The organism is Paenibacillus oleatilyticus (assembly GCF_018998565.1).
Lineage (GTDB): Bacteria > Bacillota > Bacilli > Paenibacillales > NBRC-103111 > Paenibacillus_G > Paenibacillus_G oleatilyticus.
The window spans coordinates 136,350-163,106 of record NZ_JAHNZO010000001.1; the positions used below are offsets into that span (position 1 = coordinate 136,350).

General features: G+C 53.8%; 27 protein-coding genes, 3 pseudogenes and 1 riboswitch. Of the genes and pseudogenes, 16 read left to right on the plus strand and 14 right to left on the minus strand.

Features of this window, described 5'->3' with window-relative positions; translation table 11 throughout:
* Window positions 1-369: 369 nt before the first annotated feature.
* The 3 genes from KQX66_RS00660 to KQX66_RS00670 all read left to right on the plus strand — a co-directional run bounded on the left by KQX66_RS00660 (window position 370) and on the right by KQX66_RS00670 (window position 2,402).
* Entirely contained in the window at window positions 370-996 is a 627-nt protein-coding gene (locus tag KQX66_RS00660; protein WP_216788600.1) for a nitroreductase family protein, read from the plus strand.
* A gap of 91 nt (window positions 997-1,087) precedes the next feature.
* A complete protein-coding gene (locus KQX66_RS00665; protein WP_216788602.1) occupies window positions 1,088-1,537 on the plus strand; it encodes a MarR family winged helix-turn-helix transcriptional regulator in 450 nt (149 codons plus the stop codon).
* 88 nt (window positions 1,538-1,625) lie between these two features.
* Window positions 1,626-2,402 carry a pirin family protein gene (locus tag KQX66_RS00670; protein ID WP_216788605.1) on the plus strand — a complete coding sequence of 259 codons (777 nt, stop codon included), beginning with the start codon at window positions 1,626-1,628 and terminating at the stop codon, window positions 2,400-2,402.
* A 121-nt stretch (window positions 2,403-2,523) separates the two neighbouring features.
* Here the strand turns inward: KQX66_RS00670 and KQX66_RS00675 are convergent, their stop codons facing one another.
* From KQX66_RS00675 to KQX66_RS00685, 3 genes are all read right to left on the minus strand, one after another.
* A complete protein-coding gene (locus tag KQX66_RS00675) occupies window positions 2,524-4,173 on the minus strand; it encodes a b(o/a)3-type cytochrome-c oxidase subunit 1 (protein WP_216788607.1) in 1,650 nt (549 codons plus the stop codon).
* A 131-nt stretch (window positions 4,174-4,304) separates the two neighbouring features.
* The gene (locus KQX66_RS00680; RefSeq protein WP_010501278.1) at window positions 4,305-4,775 is read right to left on the minus strand and encodes a cytochrome c oxidase subunit II; all 471 of its coding nucleotides are present in this window, start codon (window positions 4,773-4,775) and stop codon (window positions 4,305-4,307) included.
* A 52-nt stretch (window positions 4,776-4,827) separates the two neighbouring features.
* Window positions 4,828-5,001: a cytochrome c oxidase subunit 2A gene (locus KQX66_RS00685; protein ID WP_216788617.1), complete on the minus strand. Its 174-nt coding sequence runs from the start codon at window positions 4,999-5,001 to the stop codon at window positions 4,828-4,830.
* Between the two features lie 250 nt (window positions 5,002-5,251).
* Between KQX66_RS00685 and KQX66_RS00690 the strand changes: the two genes are divergently transcribed.
* The 3 genes from KQX66_RS00690 to KQX66_RS00700 are packed head-to-tail and all read left to right on the plus strand — an operon-like array spanning window position 5,252 to window position 8,945.
* Window positions 5,252-6,733 carry a spore germination protein gene (locus tag KQX66_RS00690; protein WP_216788618.1) on the plus strand — a complete coding sequence of 494 codons (1,482 nt, stop codon included), beginning with the start codon at window positions 5,252-5,254 and terminating at the stop codon, window positions 6,731-6,733.
* The gene (locus KQX66_RS00695) at window positions 6,730-7,830 is read left to right on the plus strand and encodes a GerAB/ArcD/ProY family transporter (protein ID WP_216788619.1); all 1,101 of its coding nucleotides are present in this window, start codon (window positions 6,730-6,732) and stop codon (window positions 7,828-7,830) included. Before KQX66_RS00690 ends, KQX66_RS00695 begins: the two co-directional genes overlap by 4 nt.
* The gene (locus KQX66_RS00700) at window positions 7,827-8,945 is read left to right on the plus strand and encodes a Ger(x)C family spore germination protein (RefSeq protein WP_216788620.1); all 1,119 of its coding nucleotides are present in this window, start codon (window positions 7,827-7,829) and stop codon (window positions 8,943-8,945) included. Before KQX66_RS00695 ends, KQX66_RS00700 begins: the two co-directional genes overlap by 4 nt.
* Before the next feature lies 1 nt (window position 8,946).
* Here the strand turns inward: KQX66_RS00700 and KQX66_RS00705 are convergent, their stop codons facing one another.
* Window positions 8,947-9,771, minus strand: coding sequence for a DUF2935 domain-containing protein (locus tag KQX66_RS00705; RefSeq protein ID WP_216788622.1), 825 nt, complete (start codon window positions 9,769-9,771; stop codon window positions 8,947-8,949).
* A gap of 134 nt (window positions 9,772-9,905) precedes the next feature.
* Here KQX66_RS00705 and KQX66_RS00710 point away from each other — a divergent pair, with 134 nt between their 5' ends.
* Window positions 9,906-10,667 carry an aminoglycoside adenylyltransferase domain-containing protein gene (locus KQX66_RS00710; RefSeq protein ID WP_216788624.1) on the plus strand — a complete coding sequence of 254 codons (762 nt, stop codon included), beginning with the start codon at window positions 9,906-9,908 and terminating at the stop codon, window positions 10,665-10,667.
* A gap of 49 nt (window positions 10,668-10,716) precedes the next feature.
* Here the strand turns inward: KQX66_RS00710 and tenA are convergent, their stop codons facing one another.
* The 4 genes from tenA to KQX66_RS00730 are packed head-to-tail and all read right to left on the minus strand — an operon-like array spanning window position 10,717 to window position 14,315.
* Entirely contained in the window at window positions 10,717-11,382 is a 666-nt protein-coding gene (gene tenA, locus KQX66_RS00715; protein ID WP_216788628.1) for a thiaminase II, read from the minus strand.
* A 48-nt stretch (window positions 11,383-11,430) separates the two neighbouring features.
* Window positions 11,431-12,225: an energy-coupling factor transporter transmembrane component T family protein gene (locus KQX66_RS00720; RefSeq protein WP_216788631.1), complete on the minus strand. Its 795-nt coding sequence runs from the start codon at window positions 12,223-12,225 to the stop codon at window positions 11,431-11,433.
* A 6-nt stretch (window positions 12,226-12,231) separates the two neighbouring features.
* Complete coding sequence (locus KQX66_RS00725) at window positions 12,232-13,734, minus strand: ABC transporter ATP-binding protein (protein ID WP_216788633.1); 1,503 nt, start codon at window positions 13,732-13,734, stop codon at window positions 12,232-12,234.
* Window positions 13,731-14,315: an ECF transporter S component gene (locus KQX66_RS00730; RefSeq protein WP_216788635.1), complete on the minus strand. Its 585-nt coding sequence runs from the start codon at window positions 14,313-14,315 to the stop codon at window positions 13,731-13,733. Before KQX66_RS00730 ends, KQX66_RS00725 begins: the two co-directional genes overlap by 4 nt.
* A gap of 188 nt (window positions 14,316-14,503) precedes the next feature.
* Window positions 14,504-14,609, minus strand: a riboswitch (TPP riboswitch).
* A 308-nt stretch (window positions 14,610-14,917) separates the two neighbouring features.
* Here KQX66_RS00730 and KQX66_RS00735 point away from each other — a divergent pair.
* From KQX66_RS00735 to KQX66_RS00745, 3 genes are all read left to right on the plus strand, one after another.
* Window positions 14,918-15,139 carry a hypothetical protein gene (locus KQX66_RS00735; RefSeq protein WP_216788637.1) on the plus strand — a complete coding sequence of 74 codons (222 nt, stop codon included), beginning with the start codon at window positions 14,918-14,920 and terminating at the stop codon, window positions 15,137-15,139.
* Between the two features lie 185 nt (window positions 15,140-15,324).
* Window positions 15,325-16,116: an archaetidylserine decarboxylase gene (gene asd, locus KQX66_RS00740; RefSeq protein WP_216788640.1), complete on the plus strand. Its 792-nt coding sequence runs from the start codon at window positions 15,325-15,327 to the stop codon at window positions 16,114-16,116.
* 32 nt (window positions 16,117-16,148) lie between these two features.
* Window positions 16,149-17,399 (plus strand): MFS transporter, encoded by a 1,251-nt coding sequence (locus KQX66_RS00745; protein WP_216788642.1) that lies wholly within the window; start codon window positions 16,149-16,151, stop codon window positions 17,397-17,399.
* Between the two features lie 155 nt (window positions 17,400-17,554).
* On the opposite strand, the gene KQX66_RS37935 is transcribed toward KQX66_RS00745, so the two are convergent.
* Entirely contained in the window at window positions 17,555-18,382 is an 828-nt protein-coding gene (locus tag KQX66_RS37935; RefSeq protein WP_216788644.1) for a helix-turn-helix domain-containing protein, read from the minus strand.
* A 56-nt stretch (window positions 18,383-18,438) separates the two neighbouring features.
* Between KQX66_RS37935 and KQX66_RS00755 the strand changes: the two genes are divergently transcribed.
* From KQX66_RS00755 to KQX66_RS38640, 3 genes and pseudogenes are all read left to right on the plus strand, one after another.
* Window positions 18,439-18,822 carry a hypothetical protein gene (locus KQX66_RS00755; RefSeq protein ID WP_216788646.1) on the plus strand — a complete coding sequence of 128 codons (384 nt, stop codon included), beginning with the start codon at window positions 18,439-18,441 and terminating at the stop codon, window positions 18,820-18,822.
* A gap of 138 nt (window positions 18,823-18,960) precedes the next feature.
* A pseudogene (locus KQX66_RS00760) lies at window positions 18,961-19,243 on the plus strand (DNA-binding protein); the annotation flags it as partial.
* A 79-nt stretch (window positions 19,244-19,322) separates the two neighbouring features.
* A pseudogene (locus KQX66_RS38640) lies at window positions 19,323-19,415 on the plus strand (hypothetical protein); the annotation flags it as partial.
* 740 nt (window positions 19,416-20,155) lie between these two features.
* Here KQX66_RS38640 and KQX66_RS37185 read toward each other — a convergent pair.
* Window positions 20,156-21,790, minus strand: a pseudogene (locus tag KQX66_RS37185) (Ig-like domain-containing protein); the annotation flags it as partial.
* Window positions 21,791-21,891: 101 nt separating this feature from the next.
* Complete coding sequence (locus KQX66_RS00770) at window positions 21,892-22,044, minus strand: hypothetical protein (RefSeq protein ID WP_216788650.1); 153 nt, start codon at window positions 22,042-22,044, stop codon at window positions 21,892-21,894.
* Between the two features lie 247 nt (window positions 22,045-22,291).
* Between KQX66_RS00770 and KQX66_RS00775 the strand changes: the two genes are divergently transcribed.
* The 3 genes from KQX66_RS00775 to KQX66_RS00785 all read left to right on the plus strand — a co-directional run bounded on the left by KQX66_RS00775 (window position 22,292) and on the right by KQX66_RS00785 (window position 24,064).
* Window positions 22,292-22,894 carry a chloramphenicol phosphotransferase CPT family protein gene (locus KQX66_RS00775; protein ID WP_216788652.1) on the plus strand — a complete coding sequence of 201 codons (603 nt, stop codon included), beginning with the start codon at window positions 22,292-22,294 and terminating at the stop codon, window positions 22,892-22,894.
* Window positions 22,895-23,022: 128 nt separating this feature from the next.
* Complete coding sequence (locus tag KQX66_RS00780) at window positions 23,023-23,508, plus strand: DinB family protein (RefSeq protein ID WP_216788654.1); 486 nt, start codon at window positions 23,023-23,025, stop codon at window positions 23,506-23,508.
* A gap of 139 nt (window positions 23,509-23,647) precedes the next feature.
* Window positions 23,648-24,064 (plus strand): hypothetical protein, encoded by a 417-nt coding sequence (locus tag KQX66_RS00785; RefSeq protein ID WP_216788657.1) that lies wholly within the window; start codon window positions 23,648-23,650, stop codon window positions 24,062-24,064.
* A 361-nt stretch (window positions 24,065-24,425) separates the two neighbouring features.
* On the opposite strand, the gene KQX66_RS00790 is transcribed toward KQX66_RS00785, so the two are convergent.
* From KQX66_RS00790 to pdxR, 3 genes are all read right to left on the minus strand, one after another.
* Window positions 24,426-24,626 (minus strand): immunoglobulin-like domain-containing protein, encoded by a 201-nt coding sequence (locus KQX66_RS00790; RefSeq protein ID WP_216788659.1) that lies wholly within the window; start codon window positions 24,624-24,626, stop codon window positions 24,426-24,428.
* Window positions 24,623-25,015 carry an S-layer homology domain-containing protein gene (locus KQX66_RS00795; RefSeq protein WP_216788661.1) on the minus strand — a complete coding sequence of 131 codons (393 nt, stop codon included), beginning with the start codon at window positions 25,013-25,015 and terminating at the stop codon, window positions 24,623-24,625. The genes KQX66_RS00790 and KQX66_RS00795 overlap by 4 nt, the downstream gene beginning before the upstream one ends.
* Window positions 25,016-25,100: 85 nt before the next feature.
* Complete coding sequence (gene pdxR, locus KQX66_RS00800; protein WP_216788662.1) at window positions 25,101-26,570, minus strand: MocR-like pyridoxine biosynthesis transcription factor PdxR; 1,470 nt, start codon at window positions 26,568-26,570, stop codon at window positions 25,101-25,103.
* Window positions 26,571-26,757: the final 187 nt, after the last annotated feature.

Sequence of the window (26,757 nt, forward strand, 5' to 3'; positions counted from 1 at the left end):
CACAGACCGGCTAGCGGTCCAACTCCAAGGAAAAAGCAAAGCCCTAACCGGCTTTGCCGAGCTTGTTTAAAAAGTGGTTTTGATCAGAATAGAGAAACATACGGAGGTGGGGTATCTACTGGAGGAGCGATAGCGTTCGCCTTTGTCTGCGGGAAATACCCGCTTTCAAGCGGCTTCAATCAGAAATTTCCCGCTGACAACAGCGACCGGAAGTAGATACCCCACCCCTTCGTAAACTCTATTACCTCATTCACACTTTCTCGACAAGCTAAGCCCTAACCGGTTTTTGCTTTTTCCCTTGACAATCATCTTAAAAAGTATTATCTTAAATTTAAGACAAAATAGTATCTACCGACGGAGGTCCTCCCTATGAACGACTTTACAGCCCTGCTAAAATCGCGAAGATCGGCAACCAAATTCATCCCGAATACGGACATCCCGGACAAGGAGCTCGAAGAGATGTTCGGGCTGGTCAAATTCGCCCCTTCCGCTTTCAACTTGCAGCATGCGCATTACGTCGTCGTCAAAAACCCGGAGTTAAAAACGAAAGTGCACGAAGCGGCCAGCAAGCAATACAAAGTGCTGACGGCTTCCGCGGCCATTCTGGTATTGGGCGATACGGAAGCGTACAAAGACGCGGCGAAAATCAACGAAGGGTTTCTCCATCTCGGCGTGATGAGCAAGCAGGAATATGACCAAACGGTCGAATACGTCAACGCGTTCTACGAGAACCGGGGCGAAACGTTCAAGCGCGAAGAAGCGATCCGCAACGCCAGCTTGTCGGCCATGCTGTTCATGCTGATCGCCAAAGACCGCGGCTGGGATACATGCCCGATGATCGGCTTCGACCCGGATGCAATGCGCGCAGCCCTGAACATTCCGGACCGTTACGTGCCTGCTATGTTGATTACGATCGGCAAAGAGGATGTATCGGGACAACGGCCGCGCGGCTACCGCAAGCCGACCGGGGAATTTGTCACCTACAACCAATTCTAAAATTTAATCTAGCTCAGGAATGTATTGCCGCTCAGGAATGAGGAATACTGATTGCAGACTCATCGTGCGGCAGCGAAAGGAGTTGCGAACGTTGAACGCAGAAAACAACCGGAACGAATCGCTGCATCTGTTCATTGTGCTTTCCCGGGCGTGCGAATGGGTCACGGCCCACGCCCACCGGGACATCCGCCGGTACGGCTTGAATCCGACCGAATATGCGGTGCTGGAGCTGCTGTATCATAAGGGCTCCCAGCCTTTGCAGCAGATCGGCGGCAAAATATTGATGACCAGCGGCAACATCACCTATGTCGTAGACAAGCTGGAGCAAAAAGGGCTTGTCGTACGGAAGCCGTGCCCGGAAGACCGCCGGGTCAGCTTCGCGGAAATTACGGAGAAAGGCAAGGCATTTCTGGACGAGGCGTTCCCGCAGCACCGCCAAGCGATCGAAGCCGCGGTCGCCGGCTTGACTGCCGAGGAGAAGCGCCAGGCGATCGGCCTGCTGAAGAAGCTCGGGGTCGCGGCGCAGGAAAGCTTCAAATAGCGGGTCGCCTCCGGCGAACCCGCAGCTCATATCTTAATATTGAGATTTTTTCCAAAACCAAACTATGCTTCTTTAGGAGGTTATTTTGATGCAAATCATGATCTATCCCCCCACGATGCAAGGAATCGGAGCCTTCGACGGAGGCCGGATTACGGAGCAGAAGCCGATCGGATTTCCCGGCGAACGGTCGGTGATCAAGCGGGTCGGCCCGCTGTTTTATTGGGCGTGGGCTTTCGCCGCAGAGGAAGGCTACATCGGATCTCATCCCCATCAAGCGTTCGAGATCATCACGTATGTTCTTGCCGGCAAAGCGGAGCATGGCGACTCGCTCGGTACGCGAAGCGTCGTCGGGCCCGGCGGCGCGCAGGTGATGCAGACCGGATCGGGCGTATCGCACGAAGAGCGGTTTATCGGCCCGGATATGGAAGGCTTCCAAATCTGGTTCGAGCCGGAGCTGAACGAAGCGCTGAAACGGAAGCCGACTTATCGCCAGTTCGACCATGAGGCGTTTCCGGAGGAAGCCGGAGAAGGATTCGTGCGCAAAACGGTCATCGGCGACGGATCGCCGGTCGAGCTCGTCGCAGACGCCAAAATGTGGGATTTGACGCTGGAGCCCGGCGCCGTCTACCGGCACGTCATTCCGGCCGGCCATACGCTAACGGCGCTCGCCGTCCGCGGACACGGTGCCTGGACGAACGCTTCGGCCGGAGACGCGGTCACTCCGTTCCGGCACAAAGATTTCATGCTGCTCGGAGCAGCCGCCGACACGAACGTCTCGCTTCAGGCCGCGGACGGCGAAACGCTGCGAATCATGCTGATCGAGGTTCCTACCACCGTCGATTACCCGCTTTACCCGAAACGATAATCGTAAATCAAGCCCCGCGGATAACCGCGGGGCTTTTTGCGCGCAAAAAAAAGGGCCTCCGCCGGCCCATGGCCCGTATCGGAGGCAAAAGAGAGAAAATGGAGGAATAGAGTATCGAATATTACCAGGTCTTGAATCCTTTCGAGCCCACGCTGGCATTCGAAATAATATCCATGACCGGTACGGAGTAAGCGACAAGAATAAGGACAACCAGCACGCCGACCCATACGCCCCAGCGCTCGAAGATGGCCGGCGCTTTTTCCGCCGCTTCGCTCGCTTCCGCGATCGGGAACTCGGTTTCTCCTTTCGGAGCGCTGAGCAGCATGACGACGTTAATGATCATCATGACGACGCCGATGAACAAGATCGTGCCGCCGATGGCCATCGCCACATGGTACGGCATCCAGCCTACCGCATCCGCGCTGTCCTGATATGTGGTAAAGGCGGTCCGGCGGGGCGATCCGAGCAGACCGACCGTATGCATCGAGCCCGACATGAAGAACATGCCGACCATCCATACGATCGTTTGGATAATCCCCATCCGGTGCATGAGCGGAGTCATCTCCCGCCCCAGCATCGCCGGAATCAGCCAATAAGTGATGCCGAAGAAGGTCAGCGCCACGCTCGTTGCCACCGTCAGATGGAAGTGGCCGGTTACCCACAGCGTGTTGTGAACGATAGCGTTCAACTCGTGGCTCGCGTTAATCAATCCCCCGGCTCCGGCCGGAATGAAGATCAGCATCCCCATGAACGGAGCGAAGAAGCGGACGTCCTTCCAAGGCAGCTTCTTCAGCCAGCCAAACAGCCCTTTCGCGCCGACGGAGCGGCCGTGCATCTCAAAGGAAGCGAACAGCGAGAACGCCGTCATCAGCGACGGAATGACGACCATGAACGTCAGAACGACCTGCACGAATTTCCAGACGTTCGAGATCCCCGGCTCCATGAGCTGATGGTGGAAGCCGACCGGAATCGAGAAGAGCAGGAACATGATGAACGACAGGCGGGCAAGCGCATCGCTGAACATTTTGCCGCCGATCACCTTCGGAATGACAACATACCAGCACATATAAGCAGGCAGTAGCCAGAAGTAAACAAGCGGATGGCCGAAATACCAGAATAGCGTCCGGCTCAACACGACGTTGACCGTATCGACCCAGCCGAGCGACCACGGGATAAGCTGGAACAATACCTCGATCGCGACGCCCAGCGTTGCGATAATCCACATCAGCATCGTCACGACAGCCATAAACGTAAAGATCGGGGTCGTCTCTCCGCGGTGCGTTTTTTTCCAATAGCGGTAGTTGATGAAGATGCCGAAGCCGCTCATCCAGCTCCCGACGACAACGAACACCAACGCGATGTAAAACGCGGGCGATGCTTTAAGCGGAGCATAGAACGTGTACAGCACCGTCGCCCGGTTCAGCAAAATCTCAACCGTGGCGATCGCCGTTCCGAGCGTCATCAGGCCGAAGCCGAGCCAGCCGAGATTGCGGGCAATCGGCAGTAGACGACCGCCGAGCGTACGGGCAACCCCCGCATACAAAAATCCGATGATGAAATAGGTGGTGAAGATGAGCGCCATCAAGACGCCGTGCGCCGTCAGCAGCTGGTAATAGCCGATGCCCATCGGCAGCGCAAGCATTCCCCCGCGGACAAGCCCTTGCATGACGCCGGCAATGCCGCCGAGAAACAGCGCGAAGAAAGCGAACAAAATATGGGCGAGCACCAGGGCCGAATCGCGCCGATCGAAACTTTTCAGATTTTGAATCATAGGGAATACGCTCCTTTAATTGCGGACCGGGCAAGACATTCCGACGAAGGAATCGGCTCGCTTCCGCCTTCACGAATTGTGATATTTTTCACAATATCAGATGTTACGGTTCTCTCTACGACCATGCGCGCCTATTTTACGATGATCTTCATCATCATGACTTCGTGCGCCGCGCCGCAGTATTCGTTACACAGCACCAGGTACTCCCCCGGCTTATCGAACGTATACGAGAAATGGTTCACCTCGCCCGGCACAGCCATCATGTTGATCGTCGTTCCGTTCACTTGAAATCCGTGCACGACATCGGAACTTGTCAATTGAAAGCGAACCTTCGACCCCGCCGGAATTTCCAATTTATCGGGATTGTACCCGAAGGCAAAAGCAACCAAAATCGCCTCGTACTCTTTGTCACCAATTTGGTGAAGCCCCGGCTTATCGAACGGCGGTGTCGTACTCAACGTATCCGGATTTACCGTATGCCGGTGATCGCCAGGTGGTTCCATCCCCAATGCAAACGCTCCCACACCGACGACGGTCAAAAACAAGACTAACATGGAAATCCCGAAAATGAGCCAAATTTTTTCCAAACGATGAATATGCATGCTCCTTCAACTCCTTCAATCTCTGTTCCGTTCCCGTTCCCCGTCTACGGTTTTACCCCCTGACTATGAACAATACGAAGACCCCGAACCAACTCAGCAGCAGAAACAATCCGAGCAGCATGACGGAAGCGAAAGTGCCTTTCAAGCCTTCCTCTTCGTTCTTTTGTTTGACAACCGGCGATTCCCCCTGATGCATTTGGGATGCGGCGTTGTGCGGTTTAGCCATCTTATTCCCTCCCCTTGTGCGGGACATCTTATGTCCTTATTGTAGAGGTCCTGGACCAAAAGGCTCTATGATTTAAGTCACAGCGAAAGTCAAGGATTCTTGAACGTTTTATGGACGAAAAAGACGAAAAATGTCGAATTCACTTTCGGCTGTGACGAAATTCGATGACGGTATATTTTTGTTTATATCTGCGCAACTTGTAAGGATAAGGGAGGATTCGCGTACGGAAGCCACAGGAGGTCAAAGCGACATGCCCGATATTTCGAAATCGATGGCCGAAAATTTGGATATCCTTTACCGTATCTTCAGCCATACGCCCGACCTGATCACCCGCCATTTCCAGATGAAGCCGGGAGCGCATGCGCTGCTGGTGTATTTGGACGGATTGACGGACAAGCCCGCCGTCAGCAATCATATTCTGCATCCGCTGATTCACGAGCTGGATTCAATAGACGACCTCTCGAACGCCTCGGCGGTCACCGGACAGACCCAGACGATTACCCGGTGGGCCGATGTCGAAATGTCGCTTTTCCGCGGAAACAGCGTTCTCTTCGTGGACGGCCTGTCCTATTCTTACGTCTTTTCGACGCAAGGAGGCCCGGAAAGAACGATCAAGGAGCCCGATGCCGAGAAGACTTTAAAAGGAGCGCATCTCGGCTTCGTGGAAGCGGACGGTCAGAATATCGCGCTCATCCGCCGCTTTTTACCGAACCGGGAACTGAAAATCAAGCAGCTCATTGTGGGCACGCGGGGAAAAACGAAGGTTTCGATTTTGTATCTGGAAGATATTGCAAAACCAGACTTACTGGAGGAAATCGAGAACCGCCTTCGGCAAATCGATACCGACCACGTCTTGAATGCAGGGGAATTGGAGGAGTTTATCGAGGATCATCCGGCCAGCCTGATGCCGCAATTCGTCATTACGGAACGGCCCGATACGACCGTCTCCCATCTGTTGCAGGGAAGGATCGCGATCATTGTCGACAATTCGTCGGGGGTGCTGATCGGCCCGGTGACCTTCCTGACGTTCTTTCAAGCGGTCGAGGATTACAGCAGCCGCTGGATCGTGGCATCCTTTATCCGCCTGCTGCGCTTTGTCGCTTTTTTCATTACGATCTCCTTGCCGGCGGTTTATATTGCCATCATTTCCTTTCATTACGAAGTGCTTCCGCTGCGGCTGCTGATCTCCATCGGGGAATCGAGGGCCAAAGTGCCCTTTCCCCCGATCATCGAAGCGCTGGTGATGGAAATCTCCATCGAAATGCTGCGGGAAGCGGGGCTCCGTCTGCCGGGGCCTCTCGGGCAAACGATCGGCGTCGTCGGCGGTATCATTATCGGTCAGGCTGCGGTTCAGGCGGGCATTGTCAGCAACATTATGGTCATCATCGTGGCCATCACGGCGGTGTCTTCGTTCATCATTCCCGACTATGATATGGCATCCGCTCTACGCCTCATCCGCTTTCCGATGATGGTGCTGGCCATGTTCTTCGGCATGGTCGGCATCGTGATCGGTCTTATGATTTTCGTAATCCATCTCATTTCGATGGAATCGGTCGGCGTTCCTTACGGTGGCCCGGTCGCCCCCATCCGGATCGCGGACTGGAAGGATATTTGGATCCGGATGCCCCTGTGGAAAATGAACAAGCGCCCGTTCTCGGTAAGTCCGGTCCAAATGAAGCGCCAAGGGCCCAGCCGGGAAGGGAAGACGAAAAAAGGTGACGATCGTTCATGAAAAAGTATACCGTGAATGAAATCAACTTGAAGCAGTTTACGTTCACCATCTACAAAACCCAAATCGGGATCGGCATTCTGTCGCTGCCCCGGGATTTAAGCGAGACGGCCGGGATGGACGGATGGATCTCCCTTCTGCTCGGCTGGCTGCTGGCTATCCTGTTCAGCGTGCTGATCATCAAAGTGATGGAGAAGCATCCGAAGGACACACTGTTCGATATTTTCCCCAAATATTTCGGCAAGTGGCTCGGCGGCGCGGTTTCCGTGCTGTGGATTCTGTACACCGCATTTTCCGCCACCATCGCCATGATATCGTCGATCCACATTATTCAAGTATGGATTCTCCCGAACGCCAAGGAATACGTTTTGATGCCGCTCTTCATGATTCCCGTCTATATGGCGACCAAGCAAGGAGTCCGGGTCATCGGGCGGTTCGGCGAATTCGTGTTTCTTTTTACGTTATGGATGCCCATGATCCTTTTTTTGACCCTGTACGAGAGCAATTGGCTGAATCTTATTCCGGTCGGCCAGAAGGGCTGGCTCCCCATTCTTACGACCGTGAAAGCTACGATGCTGTCGTTTCTCGGCTTTGAAATCGCGTTTATGCTGTATCCTTTCCTGCAAAACAAAAAAGCAGCATACAAAGGCGTTATTTACGCCAATACGATTTCCATGCTTGTGTTTATGCTGGTCACGGTTCTCAGCTATGTCCGTTTCAGTCACCAAGTGATTATGGAATACCTCTATCCCACGTTAAACCTGCTGAAGCTCATCCGCCTTCCGATCCTGGAGCGGTTTGAAATTATTTTTCTTGCATTCTATTTGTTTATTTTGTTTGCGACGGTCATCCCCTATTTGTATATGTCCGTATTCGGGCTGAGCATATTGACCGGCAAGAAGGATCACGTGCCCTATTTACGGGTGTATACGTTGATTTGGCTGGTCCTTCCCTTTTTTTTCGTCCCTTCGTTTTCGCAGATTACCGCGCTCAGCAAGTTTTGGGGGAATTTGGGGCTATGCGCGGCCGTTATTTTCCCCGTGCTCTTCTGGGCATACCAAAAAGCATTCCTCAAACTTAGGAAGGGAGCCTTGCGATGAAACGACGGCTTGCGGTCCTCCTGACCCTGATCTTGATGCTCCTTGCTTCCGGGTGCGGGCGGCGAATGTATTTGGAGAATCGGCAAATTATTCTGATCACGGGCGCCGAGCTTAAAGACGACAGCCGTCTGACCGTTTATACGTCGACTCCCGTTTTCAGCGTGGAAGCCAAGCAAAAATACAATATATCAAAAATCACGGCCGGAACGCTCAGACAAGCAAGAGCGCGGATCGATACGATGAGCACCGGGCCGCTTGCCTCAGGAAAGATTCAAACGATGCTGCTCGGAAAAAGCCTGCTCCGGCATTCAGACATCCTGCGTTATTTGGATGTGTTCATGCGCGATCCGAAAAGCGAGATCAATGCGAACGTGGTCGCGGTGGACGGCTCCGTCAAAGACATCTTGAACGCGAATATGGCGGACAAAGGGCGCCCGGGGGTCGTCATCAAAGAGCAGACGGAGGCGGCCTATTCCAGCCGGGCGGCCGTCAAAACGATCATGCAGGAATTTCACCAGCAGTTGCTCGATCCGCGAAGAACGCCCGCGCTGGCCGAGATGAAGCTGAAAGGGAAAGAAATTGTGATCTCGGGAACGGCTCTTTTGTCCAAAAAAGGGACGTATGTCGCCTCGCTGAACAACGAGGAAAGCACGCTTCTTTTGCTGTTGCAGCAAAAAAAGGGGCAGCCTTTTCCGTTTACCTTTCACCTTCCGCCTCAAAAAATAAATGCGGTGGAGCCCATGACGTTCATCAGCTTCGAGATCGGGCGCACCAAGTACAACATCAAAACCCGGCACGAGAACAACCGGTTCACCTTTGATATTCGGATGAAGACCGAAATCAATATTACGGAGCGCTTGTTCAAATTCGATCTGGAGCATAACAAAAAGCAGTTGGAGCAAGCGATCGAACAGGAAATGAAGAAAAAATGCGATGCGTTGATGGGAAAATTTCAGAAGCACCAAATCGATCCGGTCGGCCTGGGCGTCTATGCCAAAGCGTATCATTTTGATAAATGGGGAGCGGTTGAAAAGGATTGGGGCAAAGCACTGGCCGAAGCGAAAATCCGCATTATGCCGGAGGTCGTCATCCAAAGCGCAGGGGTGGCAAAATAAGCTAGCGGACGGTCGGCTTCGTTAACGGGCAATCCGGGATTTCGAAGATGGCGATATTAAAGTTCGCCAGCTTGCGCAAAAAATAACATGTCTCCGGAAGATGGTGCTCCAGGAAGCGAAGCGTCGCCCGGCTTAAAAGCTGGGAATCCCGGTACAATCCGAGAATATGCTCGACCAGATGGTAGAAGACCACGACGGACTCGGACACTTCATTGGCAAACAACCGCTGCACCGGAAACAGCGGCGGAGTGAACCGTAAATAGCCTTTGATGGCTTTATTTTTGATGATATGCGCTTGAAATTCCTGCTCGACTTGATGTACCTTCAAAGATAAGGGAATTTCGACCGGATCTAGGGCGTTGCGCGCCAACACCGCATGCCCGAGCTGATCCTCCAGCCACAGGTCCAACAATTCGACCAGCGAAAGCTCCGGAGGCCGCTCCGCCCGCATAGCATACAGGAGAAGCCGCAGGTATTCCTGATTCTCATTCAGCGTCCCGTTCAGAAACGTCGGCGACAAGTTCAAAATAACGAGGTTTTGCACCCGCAAATGCTGCATATGCCCTTCGAATTGAAAATAACCGACGGCTACCGAGTAGCTGGCCTTGGCGAACTCCGCCATCTCGGGGGATTCGTAAGGCAAGTCCCGGTCGACGGCGTACAAGCGCTCCCGCAATCTGCGGAACGCGACGATATATTCCTTCGCCGTATCGACCCACTGTTCTTCGGCCGGCGACAAATAATCGCGCATGAAATAAGCGTGATCCTCCAATATTTCAAGCCAGAACCGGTGTTCGTCCCAGGCGGTCATCTGGGAATATTTCATGGCCATCCCTCCAAGACGTTGTCAACCTATCCTATGTCTTGACCGGGAGCAATTAGTACCGGAAAAGTGAATCGACCCGGTATCGAGGGAAGGGTGACGCCGAGAGGCAAACGATTTTGCAAAGGAGGAAGAGTATGCTTGTTCCGTCGGCATTGGATGACATCACAGACCTGTTTAAAGAAGAGCTGAACGAGAACCTGGCGGGCATTTATTTGCACGGTTCTCTGGCCATGGGATGCTTTAACCCGGACAAAAGCGATATCGACCTGCTGGTTGTGGTCAAGCGCAAGTTGACAGCGGAAACGTCCAGGCGAATCGCCAATAAGCTTCTTGCCATCGATAACGAGCTGCCGAACGAAGGCGGAATCGAGCTGAGCGTCATCCTGGAAAGTAGTTTGGGCGAATTCGTCTATCCTACGCCTTTTGAATTTCATTATTCCCCTTTGCACAGGGACAAGTATCGGACGGACGGGAATTATATTTGCGGAGGCCGGGAAGATCCGGACTTGGCAGCACACCTTACGGTCGCTTATCACCGGGGAATCGCTTTATACGGGAAGCCGCTGCGCGAGGTGATGCAGCCTGTCGACAAGCGGTTTTACGTGGAATCCATTCTTCACGATGCGGAGGATGCTCCCCAAGGCATCCTGGAGGCGCCCGAGTATTATGTCTTAAACTTATGCAGAGTGTTATATTATCTCAAGGAAGGCGTCGTTTCTTCGAAACGGGAGGGCGGCGAATGGGGCTTGAAGGCGCTGTCTGCGGAGTACGGGGAAACCGTTCGTCTATGCTTGGAGCGGTACGGTGGCAGAGCGGGCCGGATGGAGCCGGACAAGCGGCTGCTGTCCGGTTTCGCAAGCTATATGCTGGGTGAAATCCGGCAGTCGGTTCAATGAGAAAAAGGCGCACCGCCGTATTCCGGCGGTGCGCCTCTTTGTGATTAGGCTATAAAACCGGCCATGTCTCCTTGCGGTAGGCCATGTCCCAGAACATGTACTCATACCGGCTGCTGAGAATGAAATGATTCTGCATCCGCTGCCGGTCCTGAGCCGTCGCTTGCTCCGCCAGCTCGTCCAGCCGGGTGATCTGCTCTTCGACGAGGACCCGAAACCACTCGCCGCCGTAGGCCGCGATCCATTCCCGGTAGATCGGCTCTTCCGGCGTGCAGCCCGCCAGCCGCTCGCCGATTTCGTAATACAGCCAATAGCACGGCAGGATTGCGGCGATGATGTCGCCGAGCTGACCGGTATAGGCCGCACGGATCATATGGGAAGTGTACGCATACGAAGTGGGCGCAGGCTCGAACGCTGCTTTTTCCTCCTCGGTGACGCCGAGCTGCTTGCTAAATTTTTCGTGCAAGGACAGCTCCGCTTCATAGGTGCCCTGCGCATGATGCGCCATGCTTTTCACTGTTGGCAAATCATTCGCTTTCGCTGCGCCGAGCGCCTGTACGCGGGCGAATTGGGACAAATAGTACGCGTCATTCAGGACGTAATGCCGGAAGCAATCGAGCGGCAGCGTTCCGTCGCCGATCCCTTTAACAAACGGATGCTCGAAGCTGGCTTGCCAGCTTGCGTTCGCCGCTTGACGTACTTGTTCGGAAAATTTCATAATGAATCTGCCTCCTTGAAATTCGATAAGCCAACCATTGCCGCATCACTATCGCACGTCGCCCACCGGAAAATACGGAAACTGCCAACCGAGCAGCAAAGCGGCTGCCCAGACCGCCAGCGTGACGGCCAGCAGCAGGCCGTCGCTGCCCGACCATCCGATGCGATAATAATACGTACGTTTCGCGGCGGACGAGAAGCGCTTCGCTTCCATCGCGACCGCGATCCGCTGCGCACGGCGGATGCTCTGCGCCAGCAGCGGAATCGAATGCCGCTTCAGCGTATCGATCCAGCCGCGGACGCCCTTTCTCATCTTGACCCCGCGCACTTTGAGCGCCATCTGCAAAGTGCGGTATTCCGCCGCCACCATTGGCATGAGCCGCAGCGCGGCCATAAAGCTGTAGGCGTATTTCGCCGGAAGCCGGCACTGCTGCATGAGCGAGTAAAACAAGCCTACCGGACTGGTGGTCAAGCCGAACAGCAGTCCGATCAATGCCGCATTTACGGTTTTCAGCCCGATGGATAGCCCGCGGAAGAAGCTTTCCTCCGTGATATGCACGAGCCCCCAGCGCACCCACGTCGTCTCTCCCTTGCCGAAAAATACCATCGAGGTGGAAGAAGACACGAACATCAGCGCAAACGGCAGGGACAGCAGCAGCAATCTGCGCCACGGGTGTCCGGCGGCGGTAAAGAGCAGCACCAAATACATCCCCGTAATATTGGTAAGCACGTTGATGTCATGCGTGAACAGAACAAGCAGGAACAGGCTTACCGATACGAGCAGCTTAAAGCTCGGATTGACGCGGTGCAGCCACGTTTCCCTATAGGACCAGGCCAACGGCACGTCTCGTCAACTCCCTACCTTTTCGAATGTCGCCCGCCGCTCCGGTCGCAGCCGCGCCTCGTAAGCTTCGGGGCTTATATCCGCGGCAAGGACGCCTTGCCGCACCTCCCACACCCGGGTGGCGAAGCGGCTGACGATGTCGGGGTCATGCGTCACCATGACAATGGCCGTTCCTTCCCGACGCCACGCTTCGAGCTTCTCGAGAAGCGCGAACGTATTGGCCGCGTCCTGACCGAACGTCGGCTCATCCAGCAGCAGCAGCCGCTGCGCTTTGACGGTTGCGGCCGCCACGCTCAGCCGGCGCTTCTGCCCGAGCGAGAGCTGGTACGGATGCAGGCTGCGGTGGCCCTCAAGGCCGAACCATGCCAGCAGCTCCTCCGTCTTCGCACGGACCGCAGGCTCCGGCTCGCCGTCCCGGCGGAAATTGAACGCCACTTCGTCGTATACCGTATGCGCGACAAACTGCATTTCCGGATTTTGAAAGACGTAAGCCGCCGTGTCGGCGACATCGTCGAAATCCCGGACCGTACGGCCGCCCAGCTCGTAGCTTCCTTCCGTCCGCAGCAGTTGCATCAGCGATTGGAGCAGCGTGCTTTTGCCTGCGCCGTTCTCGCCGACGACGGCGATCCAGTCGCCAGCATTCAATTCGGCCGCAGCCGCTTCGATCTTCTTCATCGGGCCGTAATAGCCGGCGAAGCAGTCAAGCCGGAGCAGCGGCTCCTTCGTCGCTGCCGGCTCGATCCGCTCCCGCTGCGCAGCGGCATTGCGCCGGTCGTAGTCCTCCCATACGCCGGGATACCAGATGCCATACTCCTGAAGCTCGCGCTTATGCGCTTTGAATACCGTATCCGGCTTCCCGTCAGCCAAAATACGCGCCTGCGTATCGAACAGCACGACCCGGTCGACGAAATCGACGATCTCGTCGATCTTATGCTCCACGATGAGCACCGTCTTGTCCCGGGTGACCCGCTTGACGGTTTCCCATACCTCGGTCGTGCCTTCCGGGTCGAGCAGCGACGTCGGTTCGTCGAGGAACCAGACGTCCGGCTCCAGCGCAAGAAGCGACGCGATGGCGAGCCGCTGCTTCATCCCTCCCGACAGCGCGGCGATCGAGGTATGCAGCTCCTCAAGCCGTAGGCCGACCTGCTCCAGGCAGTCCCGAATCCGCTGCTTCATCTGTTCGCGCGGCACCTGAAGATTTTCAAGCACGAACGCAATCTCTTCGTCTGCATACGGCATACAGAACTGCGCGTCAGGGTCTTGGAACAAGTAGCCCCAGGACGGCGGAATGCCGATGCTGTCATACTTGACCGGCACGTCGACCGCCTGCGGAATCAGGCCGCTCAGCACCTGTAGCAGCGTCGATTTGCCGCAGCCGCTTGGCCCGAGCAGCAGCACCTTCTGCCCCGCGTCGGCGCCGAAGCTCAAGCCGTCGAACAGCAGCGACGGACTGCCGGGAAATTTCAAGCGCAGTCCCGATACGTGCGCGATCCGGTCTGCGCCGCTCATTTCCGGTCCAGCGCCTGGTAATCGTCAAGGCTTGCCGGGCGGACAAGCTGCGTGACGCCGGTCTTCTCCAGCGCTTTAACCAAAGCGTAAGCAAGCGGTCCGGTAATAAGGAACGAACCGACGAATCGGAGCACGATATACAAGGAAAGGTTCCACGGCTGCAATTCGGTTAAGTAGCTCTTGAAATAGTCGAACACGAGCGCTCCTGCGCCGGACGCCATTCCGGCCAGACCGGCAACGGCCGCGGTATACCGCTTGTAGCCGAACGCCGCGAAGACGAGCTCCGCGCACAGCCCCTGCACGATACCGTATGTCAGCGAGCCGATGGAGAATTGCGATCCAAGCAGCATTTCCGCCAGCGCTGCAGCCACTTCCGCCAAAAAGGCGACGCCCGGCTTGCGGATGATCAAGAAGGCGGCAGTCGATGCCATAAACCACATGCCGTATACGAATTGCTCCAATTGGATGCCCGGCACCGACGCCAGATTGTACACGTCTCCCCATACCCGGTAAATGATGCCGAAGACGACGGCGATAACGACGGTGACCAGAATGTCGGTCAGCTTCAAGCCTTTTTTCATCTGTTTCCTCTCCTTCGAAGAACTGAAAGTGTTGTCCGGGACATAGCAACGTCGGTCTGCCCAAGCGGATTACGCCAAGATAAACGCGGAGCCGTAAATTACGTAAAGCTAACGGCTCCGCATCAACTAAAAAAGCCGCCCCCGTATAAGACGGAAGCGGCTCTTGTAAGCACAATTTGATGCAAGCGTGCTGACGCTCTCCACTTCCCTACGCTGGTATCAACCAGATCAGGTTCAGAGGGTCTAGGATCTATCGATCCAATCTCAGCCCAAGCGGCTCCCCTAGTGACACACCTATATTACCACGGTTCACCAAATTGTCAATAACTAAAACGTCGGCAATCCGCGGGATCAACTCCGAATTTAGCCCCTTTGTACTGCATTCATGTCGAAATTTGGAGAAGCACTAGGAGAAATTTACCTTATAATGAAAAATAACCGCAATCCTTTTTGGGAAACGGTTACGAACTATGGCCTTCTTTGTCGGATTCTGCTAAAATAAAGGATACTTGGTACTACCCGGAACCTTTGTACGCCTGCACCCCATATGCAGGATGCAAGCGATGGAAGCGCTGTCTTCAACGTAGGAAAGGAGCCTTACTATGGACGAACTGCTTCGATCGCGGCTTGAGATGGAATCGATCACGACCGATATGGTGAAGCATTGTTCTTATTGCGTCATGATCTCGCCCGATCCGCTGCACCGAACTCCCGTCTACTGCATTAAATATTCCGGGTCAAACACCCCGATCCTGGTTAATTTGGCGACGTGTCTGACCTGCGGCGATTTCAAGAAGTGCGGACTGGGCTTCGAGCAGTCGTGACCGCGCCGCAACGAAAGTTATTGCGGATGAAGCTTTAATGCCCTGACCGTCTGAACGGAAGGCTCCTTCGGGAGCTTTTCTTGCTTTTTCGGCCCCGTTTGGCGGTTGCTTTGTCCTTTGTTCTATGTCAAGATAAGCGTTGTACCGCATTTCCATATTAAAAGGAACAGGTGAACCATAACCCTATGAAGATTTCGTTTTTTCGGCTGCTGACCGAGCTCTCCTCCCGTAAAACGGTGTCGAGGCTGACAGGAGCTTTTGCCAAATCCCGTGCCAGCCGCGGACTGATTCCCCGCTTCGCGAAAACGTACGGCATCCGTGTGCAGGACGCGGAAAAGGCGGTTCACGAATACGGATCGCTGAACGAGTTTTTTTCCCGCCGGCTCAAAAGCGGACTTCGTCCGATCGACGCGGCGCCGAACACGCTGGTCAGCCCGGTGGATGCCATGATTACCGGCATCGGGCCGATTCATGAGGGACTGATCGTCAATGTCAAGGGACAGGACTATACCATTCAGGAGCTGCTCAACGAAAGCCCCCGGATGATCAATTATACGAACGGCTACTACTGCGTGCTCTACTTGAGCCCGACCGACTACCACCGGATTCATTCGCCCGTCACAGGCGACATTCTTGAGAAGGAGCATGTCCCCGGCAAGGTGTACCCGGTCAACGAATTCGGTCTCCGTCACATGCGGCGCGTACTTAGCCGCAACGAACGGCTCATCACCTACATGCAGCACGACGCGGGAGAAATCGCCGTGGTCAAAGTCGGCGCGCTGAACGTCAGCAGCATCCAATACGTCGTCCCGCTGCCGGACCGGCTGGAGCGCGGCGACGAGCTGGCTTATTTCGAATTCGGCTCCACTGTCGTCCTTCTGATGGAGAACGGCACGTTCGAGCCGCGGACCGCTCTGGAAGTCGGAAGCAAGGTGAAAGTCGGAGAAGCGCTCGGAACGTTTAAGCGCCGGGATTAGCGTATACTGACAGACGGAAGGAGTCTTTTCTCATGAAAGTCCAAACCGGTCCGGCGCCTGCGGTCCAGCAGGCAGCGCGGACGGACGTCAAGCCGACGGTTTTTCGCATTCTGCTCGCCATCAGTCTGGTGCATCTGTTCAACGATACGATACAAGCGGTGATTCCGGCGATCCTGCCGATACTCAAGGACAATATGAGTCTCAGCTACATGCAGTCCGGCGTCATCGTATTCGCCTTGAATATGACCGCTTCGGTCATGCAGCCGGTTGTCGGCTTGTATTCGGACCGCAAGCCGATGCCGTACATGCTGCCGATCGGCATGGGCTTTACCTTTCTCGGCGTCCTGGGGCTGTCGCTCGCGCCGAACTACGGACTCATTCTGCTGTCCGTTCTGCTGATCGGAATCGGCTCCGCCATCTTTCACCCGGAAGGCTCGCGCGTCGCTTACATGGCCGGAGGCACCCGCCGCGGCTTGGCCCAGTCGATCTTCCAGGTGGGCGGCAACTCCGGACAATCGCTCGCTTCGGTAATGACGGCGCTCGTGTTCGCTCCGCTGGGGCAGCTCGGCGCCTTGTGGTTTACGGCTGTCGCCGGGGCGGGCGTCCTCGTCCAGCTGTATATCTCCCGCTGGTATCAGGGATATATGGCGGCCAACCCGCCGCAGGCCCGGAAAAACGGCTCCCGCGCCATGAGCCCGGCCCGCAAGAAGCAGATCGCGTTTGCCGTATGCATGCTGATCTTTCTCGTGTTTGCCCGTTCCTGGTACCATGCGGGCATTACGATTTATTATCCGTTTTACCTGATGGACAAATTCGGCATCAGTCTGGAGCGCGCGCAGATGTACATTTTCCTGTTCGCTGCCGCAGGCGCGCTCGGCACGTTCATGGGCGGCCCGCTGTCCGACAAGATCGGACGCCGGAACGTTATTTTTCTGGCGATGCTCGGCGCGGCCCCGCTGGCTCTGGCGCTGCCTTATGCCAATGCATTCTGGACTTATGTCATCCTGCTGGTGAACGGCTTCATCATCCTGTCGAGCTTCTCCGTCACCGTCGTCTATGCGCAGGAGCTGATGCCCGGCAAGGTCGGCACCGTGTCCGGTCTGATCACGGGTCTCGCCTTCGGACTCGGGGCGCTCGGCGCGGTAGGTCTCGGCAGCTTGATCGATACCTTCCACCTGCCGCTCGTCATGCAGCTGGTCAGCTTCCTGCCGCTCATCGGCCTGCTGACGTTCTTCCTGCCGAGCGACCGTACGCTGAAACAATGGGCGCAAGAGGCGGAGTAATACGCGTAATATGAACAGGCCGTTTTGGAATCGAATTCCGAAACGGCCTTTTCTTCGTTTGTTGCTTAAGGTGGTATTTTCGTCTACGTTACTTCTGCTCTCTCCGTCCATCACGTAGCGTTGCAAATTTCTCAAGAGGGGGGATGTACTATTTTTCACAAGGTAAACTTGCGGATAAAAGCCGCTTTGCTGTTCACCCCTGCCTTTTCGTATACGGTCTTCAATACGGTTCGTACCGTATGTACCGAAATATTGAGACATTCTGCAATTTGAACGTAAGTCTGCCCTTCAAGCCACGTATAGGCTATTTCTTTCTGCCGTGCAGTCAATTGATAAGCTTCAAACTTCTTATATGCGATTTCACGTCCTGTAATGGTCATGGCCGTTTGAAGCCGCTTTTCTATCATACCTGCCATATGCTGCAATAAAGGAATCGCAAACGCCGGATCCATTCGTACCGGAAAGGTGAAACCTACATAGGCTTGAATCCTGCCTTCCACTCGGATTGGAGTACAAGCGTTATGTCCTTCATGAAATATTCTAAGCGTATGCTCCTCACCCAGTACAAGGGACGTTCTTCCCGTCTCCATCGCAAGGATAACCGAATTGTACCCAGCGGACTCTACGTCAGCCAATGCTCCGGGGCAAAGGTTCATGAACGACGTTAACCTCTTCAGGATAGCTTCTTCGCTCCAAAGCTTCAGTACTACCCCCGAAGTATCAATAATGTTAAAAAAATGCGTTACGTGCAGCTTCGCTTGCATCGCTTCGATTTCTCTCATGACGGCGTGGATCAACACCTCGTGCTGTGCAAGCTTTTCTTGTACCTTGATGGCAGGTATGCTGGCAATTCTTGGTGTCAGATGATTTAAACCTGCGGCCTTCATGCGTTTGTCCCATTGCTGCAATACATCGGGCTTCAGGTTGGATAGACGCGCGACTGACCCGTTTGTGTGCTGTGGAGTATTGGTATAAAAAATCACGATACTGTCCCCCCAGTACATTTGCAATAACGATATGACGCGGTACCTACGCTGAAATGAAGGCATCAACACCAACAATGGCATGTAAGTTTATTTTATATAAATCATTTGGATTTGTATATAAAAATCATATAATATATACCTTATTTGGGGTATATATACATTTTATTAAATTTGCTGTTCCAATACTACTATCATTATCTTTGTCATTCGTTGTATTTTCACAGTCTGCTTTTGCATATGTAGGTATTGGTGATTTCCAGGATAAAACAGAATTATCTTTTCCCGGTGAGATGTATAGTTGGCCGTTACAAACTGCTGCTGACAAAGACTGGTTTTATTGGACGAATAATACGGGCAGTAGAAAAGCAATTAAAGCCCTCTTTCCGTTCAGTCATTACTGCAACGCAGCTATTACTTTGAACAAAAAAAGCGGTTGAGCGAAAAAAATTTCTGCTCAGCCACTTTTTGCACACTTACTTGCCGTAGGAGCCGCTGACAAACGTGCTCGGATCCCACCATTTGTAGCCCGGCGAAGGAGCGGCCCAAGGCTCGGGTTTCGGCTCAATCGTTTGCTCGGCATTACCAAAGGCGTCAAAGCGGTAGCGATGCACGCAGGCAGCACGATCGCGATTGTCGATCCGAAGAAAGCCAAAGGCATCGTTTATCTGCCGTCCACTGCGGCAAGATGGAACAATGCCGTGGACAAGGGCGTATACGCCGGTGGCGGCTTGGCCGAAGGGCCATATGTCGCCGTGGCAAAAGTAGGACTCGGCAAGGCTGCCTTTATCGTCGACTCTAGACGCGACGCCGAAGTACAAGCGGGAAGAGAACGGCCAGTCCAAAAAAACGTACGACGGCATCGGGCGCGGCGTTCGCCGAAGGCCCTTCCGATCCGGCCCCTTTCCTTCAACCGGCCGGTCCGGCCAACGGAATGAAGGTATTGTTCGACAATACGCATGCCCAAACGGCCGGCGCCGCAGACTGGGTCATCGACGGCGGGTTCTCGGATTTTGCGGGTGGCATTGCCAAGGTTTTGGCCGAATAGTTCTCGGTATCCGAATTGCTTCCGAAGCCGACCACAAATTTGTGAGTTGCTCCCACATCGTTCGAAAGCTTGGCCTGCAGGGTAACCCGGTATTGCTTCTGCGGGTTAATCGGGAAGGCGTCGGCAAACAAATACAGTTTGTTCGCCGTATTTTGATTCGTCCGCCATTTCAAGGAACCCGTTCCGGAAACTTTGGCGGCCGTATCCTTTTTGACGTTCGTGCCTGCGTTATTAAATACGAGCTTGTTCGTCCAATTCACAAAAGCATCGGAAGACCCCAAAGTCCCGTTCACCGACTCGAACCCGCCGTTCGCGAGCAAATTGACCGTTCCGGTACCGCCATCAGTCACTGTCGTCACATTCGCCTTGCCCGCATTTATGGACAACGTTTTGTTCCCCGCTCCGTCCACCGCGACGACGCCGACGTACACGTTCTCTCCGGCATTCCAAGCGAAGGTCGCCGTCTGTACGCCGCGCGCGATGCGGGTGTGACCGTATACGGTATCCGCAACCGTAGGAGCGGAGCCGGTCTTGGCGACAATCTCGTAATGATCCACATCCGAAGAAGCCGAATCCGTCCATGTAATTGTCACATTGCTTTTGCCGTTGCCGTTCACGCCGTCATCCGCCGAAGTCGGCTCGTTGACGGCAAAAGCATCCGGGCCGGTCGTATCCGACTCGGTGACGGTCAGCGTCATTTGGACCTTCGGCGCGTAGCCCGAAACGACGCCTTCTAAGAGATAGGTGCCGCTGACGCTGGTATCAGCGGCCGCCGGGTTCCATACGACATTGACAAGCTTCGTGCTGCCGTCGCTCATTTTCGCCTGAACTTGGGCCGGCAAGCTGTACGCTGCGCCCCGGGCAGCCGCGGCTGCGATCGGATTGATGCTCTGAATTTCGATGAAGGCGATAACCAAATTATTTTTTACCGCGCCGTTGACTTTGGAGGCGTCTCCGCCGGTAAATGCCGTGTTCGCAAACGTAAACGTCAGGTTGTTGATGCTGTCCGCCGCCTGGTGGACGGAAGCTTTGCCGTTCACTTGAAACGTGAGCTGCGGGGCACTTGTGCGGACAGCCGAAACGGCGAACCCCGCCGGCAGCGATCCGATCTGCAGCTTGCCGGCAGCAACGAATTCTTCTCCCGCCGCGCCCGTGAACGTATCGTTGGTCAGCGTGACGATGAGAGGAGCGCTATTGTCGATGCTGCCGTCGTCGGCAGCCGCTTCCTTAAATGCGTTCACGGAATAAGACAATTGAGCTTGCTGCGGCGCGCCTCCGTCGACGAACTCCAGGGACGCGTACGTGTCGGCGAATCCTTTTTGACTCATATAAGCGTTATTCGTAATAATTCCGGCAATCCGAATCTCCTTGCCTGCTGCCTGCGCCCGGCTGAACACGCCGTCGCGGTCGGCTTTCTTAAACTTGACGATGATCGTGTTCGCCTTGTCCGTGCCCGGCGCATCCGCCAGCAAAATGCCATATCCCGGAAAGCTCGGGTTCGCATCGGCGTCGACGATGTAGCCTTCGACCGTCGCACTCGAACCGGTAGCCAGCGCCAATGCCGCCGAAACCGTAAGCGCCGCCGGCACATCGCGGACCGTCAAGGTCAGCGCCGCTTTGCCCGCATAGCCGGAGACGGTTCCTTCGAACAGGAACGTTCCTGCCACCGAAGTGTCCGCTGCGGCCGGATTCCAGGTTACGTTCACCTGCTGCGTCGTATCGTCGCTCATGTTCGCCGTCACCTGCGCCGGAAGCGTATAGGCCGCATTCTTGTCCACGGCCGCTTGAACCGGCGCAAGGCTCTCGATCTGCAGCGGCTTCGTCTGCGCCTTCACCAGCAGCTGGAACGTCTTCGTATCCGTGGCATTTCCGCGGCTGATCGTAGCGGTCAGCTTGACGGAAGCGTCGTTCTCGCCCATCAAGGGACGCTTGACGGCTCCGCCCGCGGTAACAACCGTTTCGTTGTCCGAGGTCCATGCGATGGAAGTCCCGTTCAATCCGGTTCCCGGCAGCTTGAGCGCCGTCGTCACTTGATTCACGTCCGGATTTCCGTTCAAAATAACCGCATCCGTCAGCGCATTTGTCGCCGCGGCGACGGCTTGCGCGTCGGTCATCGCGCCCGCTTCCATCACGAGCACATAAGCGGCGCCAACCACTTGCGAAGATAAAATCTCGAGCACCGTTCCTTCCGGTTGAGGCGCAATGGCAACGGCGAATTCTCCGGTGACCGCGTCGGCTTGGGCCGTACCCAGCGTCTGCGGACCCGTTCTGACCGTCACCGCGGCACCCGGTTCGGCCGTACCTGTTACGATGGCGTCCGCAGCCGTTACCGCGTTGACGGCAGGCTTCGCCTGCGGCATTTTGACCGTCAGCGTGAATTCTTTAGCCGCTTGCGCGTCGCCCCGGCGAATCGTTGCGATCAGCACGACATTCACGTCGTTCGCCAGCCCGGTGCGTTACTTTACCGGTGCCCGGCTTGGCCGGCGTCTTTCAGCGACCACACAACGGTCGTGCCCTCCGCTCCGTTTGCCGGAAGCGCCAAAGAGGAATCGTATCCGTTATAAGTCAGGGCTAGAGCCTCTTTCGCCCTGCTCACGGCTTCCGCATCCGTCATCGCGCCGGACAGCGCCTTTACGGTAACGTTGAACGTCTTGGTGTCTTCAAGTAATAAAGTTTTAGACTAGATAATAATGTTATAGACTGGAATAATAAAGTTATAGACTGACGATATCGCTCAACTAATGGGCAGGATTACTTAATCACTACACGAATACCTTAGACATGACGAATTTTACTATGTTCGCAAAAAAAGACGTTATCTGAAAGATACGCAATGATTATTTTTTGAAGAGGTGATTAAATTGAAGCAAGGGATAATAGTTTTTCTAAATGGAACTTCAAGTTCCGGGAAGACTTCCATATCGAAAGAACTATTAAATCAAAATGAAATCTCATTTCGTCATTTATCAATTGATGATTTTTTTCATGGATTGTTTCATGACTACATTGATTTTATTAACACTAAATGTTCAAAATCAGCCGATGGAGAAGATGTGGAAGTTTCGGTCCAAATCATTATTGATTCATTAGTTACTTTATTTTATTCAACAGTTAAATTTATGTCGGAAAAGGGGATCAATGTAGTTGTAGATACAGTAAATGATAATGAAGAGCGGTTTAATACTTGTCTAGGTTTATTAATCGATCGTCCTGTACTATTTGTTGGAGTAACTTGCTCGAAAGAGGAACTTATTAGAAGAGAAAAACTAAGGGAAGATAAACAGAGTGGATTAGCAATCGCACAGTATGATATAGTTTATCGCCTTAATGAGTATGACATTGAACTAAATACTGAAACCTTAAGACCAAACGAATGCGCCAATTTGATATTAAATTTTATTAGATCAAATCGTGAATACTCTGCTTTTAAGAAGTTAAATAAAAGAAGTGTTGGTGTTTCATAGAAGCCGTGTCCTTCAGATAACACAATGTTCACGCTTCGGAGCATTTGACAGAGTTCATTAACGGGTACGTTAGCTGAACATGAACATTAACAGCCCGCCGCATATCAATAAGAAGGAGTGTCGATAGTATGTTTCATGTAAAAGATATTTTATCCGGTCAGTTACTAGCAAATGCTAATGACCCTAGTTGGTACCTACCATTCTCAGACGCAGTTGAAAATTTATCAGAGGAAGTAGCGTTTTGGAAACCTAATGAAGATAGTAATAGTATCGCTGAAATTGTGCAGCATTTACTTTATTGGAATGAGACTTGGCAAACTAGGTACCAAAAATCTCATGTCAATGCTGTGCCTTCCATAGGAAATAATAATAAAAGTTTTATAGTTTCCAAAGATCAAGATTTCACTGATTTAAAGGAACGATTATTAGAGGTGCTCTTAAAATGGCAAGGTCTACTTACTGAAGAAAAAGTCGAAAGTGATGTGAATGGTTTCCCAATGGCTGCCAAGTGGTGGGAGATACTCGGAAATGTGTCAACTCATAATGCATATCACATTGGTCAAATCTGTTATATTCGGAAGCTACATAAGAGATGGAAAGTAGATGCAAATTAAGAAAAATTACCTGGAATAATTGGCGAAGGAGCTTGTAACGCGGCAGCTCCTCTTTTTGTTCATTCAAGTAACTGGCAGGATAGTTTAATCCATTCACGAATAACTTATTTAGTTCGTTACATTATGATCGGGTGATTCTATGAAGTATTCTAAATCCTACTTGGACCAATTTTTTAATTCAATAAATGAATATCATTCAAAAGTTGAATTATTGATAATAGCAAATTCACTTATTCGAAATGCTGAAAAAATAAGTTGGGTCATTTCATTAAACCAACTAATGAATTGGCAATCGATGTCTGATAGATCTGGGGTTTGGACGTACTATGAAGTATTAGAGAAAGAAGAGGCAAGTATCTTAATAAATTTTCTTGAAGAATACGAAGAAAGAAATATCTTAGTGAATTATTGTAAAGGTATTGGTAATTATATTAATGAAGAACTAATGGACGAAGTTGATAGTTGGATTAGACACAATGAATTTGAGATTTATCGGTGTATTGAGAATGTATTTTTAAGGCATAGAGACTGGTTTTATAACTGCTCGATTGTATAACGAATACAACCGTATGTATTCATGATTCGGGGTCAATTTCCTGCACTACATACATAGGAAATTGAACCAGTTTTCCGCAAACTTTATTCAGAAGTCCTTTGAGGCTACACGTTGTAGACAGGGGTAAAACCGGTTCATTTATATTAAACCAAACAATTAGAAAATTAAATTTCCATTATTCAATCTAAGCTCCTACGAGAGTAGCATGTAGTTTTTTTTGAGCTATGAAGCACTAAGAAAACTTTATTATTCGAATTTTATTAAGTAACATCTTTCAATACTGCATTGAATCTAAAACTTTTTTAATATTTTGAAAAATAAAATGACCGAGATTCCTTGATTAATAAGGAGTCCCGGTCTACTACTTTATTATCGCTAAACACTTGGTCTGCTGCGCCGCGCCTTTGCAGACCGTCGCGGTCAGCACGACTTGTCCGTCCGGCATGCCTGCGGCCGGGCGCGTCACCTTGCCTGCAGCAGAGACGAGTGCGGCGTTGCTCGTTGCCCATGTTACTGTGCTTCCGTGAAGTCCTGCCAATGGAAGCGTCAAATCCGCCGTCACGGCGCTCGTATCGCCGGCACGTTCGGCCGCAAGGTGCCGTCCTCGTATCCGCTCATAACCCCTGCCGCACGTGCTTTCGCGAACTCGTCATAATGCCAGTCTCCCGCCTTCACGTCGCTGAAGTCGACGGACGCCTTGTCCTTCAAGCGGAACACGCGGTTGACCAGCGCCACAAACTCTGCGCGGGTGATACTGGCGTCAGGACGAAACGTGCCGTCCGGATAGCCTTCGCTTAATTCGAGATCCTGCCAATTGGCAATTTTGGTCTTCGCCCAATGGCCGGCAGCATCCGCCGCCGCCCGTGCCGTCTCCGGACCTGACAGTCCCGCCGATACGGGAAAAGCAAGCGATGCGACCAATACCCACTTTGCTGCTTTCTTGAACAGCATAACCATCCTCCTGCTAACAAATTTGGATACTTTTATGACAAGGAGTAGTCATACTGTCCTAGCTTAGCAAAGTTTTGTTAAGGGATTATATAGAGTTATATGAATATTCTGTTAATTTCAAGGTCTTGAGACTCATCCGTTCCACGCCTTGCCTGAGCTGCTCCTCGGACAAATGTGGAAAATTGAAACACGCTCCGTATTTTACTCCCGCTTCCGTCTCGACCCGCGCTTCCGACCAACGGACGCCGCGAGCTTCGCAAGCTGCCCGGTAGTCCAAGTACTCGCTTTCCGTTCCCAGCCACCAGCCGAAAATATGAAGGCCCGCGTCGCTTTCGACAAACCGGAACCGGTCCGACAATTCGCTCGTGAGCATTTGCATGAACGAGCCAAACTTGCGGCTGTAGATCCGCTTCATCCGCCGCAGATGCCGCTCGTACTCCCCGGAAGCCATAAAAGCGGCCAGCGCCTTTTGCTCCAGCAGGTTGGCCGGGTGCGGCTCGTACAGCGCCTGGGCGCGGACGAACGGCTGCACGAGCGAAGGCGGCAGCACCGCGTAGCCGATGCGGACGTCGGGAAGCAGCGTCTTGGTGAAGCTGCCGACGTAGACGACGCGCTCCTCGCGGTCGAGCGTCTTGAGCGGCTCCAGGCTTTTGCCGCGGTGGCGGAACTCGCTGTCGTAATCGTCTTCGACGATGACGGCTTCGCACTCGTACGCCCACCGCAGCAGCGCCTGCCGCCGCTCCAGGCTCAGCACCGCCCCCGTCGGAAACTGCCGCGTCGGCGTCACGAACAGCGCCCGCGCCTCCCAGTCCGCGGGCACGATCCCCTGTGCATCGACCTCCGCGTCGATGCACCGTCCCCCGGCGGCCCGGATGGCCCGGCGGATGCCCGCGTAGCCCGGCGTCTCGGCGACAGCCGGCTCGCCCGGTTCGACCAGCAGCTGCGCGAGCAGCGCAAGCGCCTGCATCGAGCCGCCCGTGACGGCGATATGCTCAGCCTCTACGGCGATGCCGCGGGCACGGCGCAGATAGCGGGCGATGCCTTCGCGCAGCGGCCCGTAGCCTTGCGGCGGGCACTCCCCGCGGCCCGCGCCGGAGGCGGTCAGCTCGCGCACCGCAGCGTACAAGCAGCGGTTCCACGCCTCGCGGGGAAAAGCGTCAAGGTCCGGCGCGAAGCAGTCGAAATCGACGGCCAGCCGCGGCACCATGCGGCCGCGGGGCGAGGCCGATTCGAGCCGCTCTCCCCAAGCCGACAGGCGATACGACGCTTCCGGACGGGCCGCCCCCGCGCCGCCCTGCTCCTCCTTGCGAAAAGCGACGTAAGTGCCGCTTCCGGTCCGGCACTGCAAATATCCCTCGGAAGCCAGCATCTCGTACACCTGATTGACCGTCCCGCGCGACAGCCCGTACAGCCCGGCCAGCTCCCGGGTCGACGGAAGCCGCAGCCCGTAGGCGAGAACCCCTCCGGTTACCCCGTCGTGCAGCGCATGGTAGAGCGCCAAGAGCTTCGTCGGATAACGCTCAAGATAGGCGTGGTAAGCGATGTGAAAGTGCATTTCTTATATCATCCTTTCGAGCCGAAGGTTTGTTTCCCATAAGTGGTCTAATAAAAAAAGTGTAGATTGATGATTTTCCATTGTCAATGTAACAAAAAAAGAAACGGCCGGGCTCCTATGCCCGCCGTCTCCTAGCAGCGTCCCCCCTTGCTATGCAGTTGTCCTAATATAGAACCCGAATCCTTCC

Excerpts from the sequence above, each read along its gene's own strand:
- KQX66_RS00660 (WP_216788600.1), top strand. The coding sequence starts at position 370 with ATGAACGACTTTACAGCCCTGCTAAAATCGCGAAGATCGGCAACCAAA.
- KQX66_RS00670 (WP_216788605.1), top strand. The coding sequence starts at position 1,626 with ATGCAAATCATGATCTATCCCCCCACGATGCAAGGAATCGGAGCCTTC.
- KQX66_RS00675 (WP_216788607.1), bottom strand. The coding sequence starts at position 4,173 with ATGATTCAAAATCTGAAAAGTTTCGATCGGCGCGATTCGGCCCTGGTG.
- KQX66_RS00680 (WP_010501278.1), bottom strand. The coding sequence starts at position 4,775 with ATGCATATTCATCGTTTGGAAAAAATTTGGCTCATTTTCGGGATTTCC.
- KQX66_RS00685 (WP_216788617.1), bottom strand. The coding sequence starts at position 5,001 with ATGGCTAAACCGCACAACGCCGCATCCCAAATGCATCAGGGGGAATCG.
- KQX66_RS00690 (WP_216788618.1), top strand. The coding sequence starts at position 5,252 with ATGCCCGATATTTCGAAATCGATGGCCGAAAATTTGGATATCCTTTAC.
- KQX66_RS00695 (WP_216788619.1), top strand. The coding sequence starts at position 6,730 with ATGAAAAAGTATACCGTGAATGAAATCAACTTGAAGCAGTTTACGTTC.
- KQX66_RS00700 (WP_216788620.1), top strand. The coding sequence starts at position 7,827 with ATGAAACGACGGCTTGCGGTCCTCCTGACCCTGATCTTGATGCTCCTT.
- KQX66_RS00705 (WP_216788622.1), bottom strand. The coding sequence starts at position 9,771 with ATGAAATATTCCCAGATGACCGCCTGGGACGAACACCGGTTCTGGCTT.
- KQX66_RS00710 (WP_216788624.1), top strand. The coding sequence starts at position 9,906 with ATGCTTGTTCCGTCGGCATTGGATGACATCACAGACCTGTTTAAAGAA.
- tenA (WP_216788628.1), bottom strand. The coding sequence starts at position 11,382 with ATGAAATTTTCCGAACAAGTACGTCAAGCGGCGAACGCAAGCTGGCAA.
- KQX66_RS00725 (WP_216788633.1), bottom strand. The coding sequence starts at position 13,734 with ATGAGCGGCGCAGACCGGATCGCGCACGTATCGGGACTGCGCTTGAAA.
- KQX66_RS00730 (WP_216788635.1), bottom strand. The coding sequence starts at position 14,315 with ATGAAAAAAGGCTTGAAGCTGACCGACATTCTGGTCACCGTCGTTATC.
- KQX66_RS00735 (WP_216788637.1), top strand. The coding sequence starts at position 14,918 with ATGGACGAACTGCTTCGATCGCGGCTTGAGATGGAATCGATCACGACC.
- asd (WP_216788640.1), top strand. The coding sequence starts at position 15,325 with ATGAAGATTTCGTTTTTTCGGCTGCTGACCGAGCTCTCCTCCCGTAAA.
- KQX66_RS00745 (WP_216788642.1), top strand. The coding sequence starts at position 16,149 with ATGAAAGTCCAAACCGGTCCGGCGCCTGCGGTCCAGCAGGCAGCGCGG.
- KQX66_RS00755 (WP_216788646.1), top strand. The coding sequence starts at position 18,439 with ATGAAGGCATCAACACCAACAATGGCATGTAAGTTTATTTTATATAAA.
- KQX66_RS00770 (WP_216788650.1), bottom strand. The coding sequence starts at position 22,044 with ATGACGGATGCGGAAGCCGTGAGCAGGGCGAAAGAGGCTCTAGCCCTG.
- KQX66_RS00780 (WP_216788654.1), top strand. The coding sequence starts at position 23,023 with ATGTTTCATGTAAAAGATATTTTATCCGGTCAGTTACTAGCAAATGCT.
- KQX66_RS00785 (WP_216788657.1), top strand. The coding sequence starts at position 23,648 with ATGAAGTATTCTAAATCCTACTTGGACCAATTTTTTAATTCAATAAAT.
- KQX66_RS00795 (WP_216788661.1), bottom strand. The coding sequence starts at position 25,015 with ATGCTGTTCAAGAAAGCAGCAAAGTGGGTATTGGTCGCATCGCTTGCT.
- pdxR (WP_216788662.1), bottom strand. The coding sequence starts at position 26,570 with ATGCACTTTCACATCGCTTACCACGCCTATCTTGAGCGTTATCCGACG.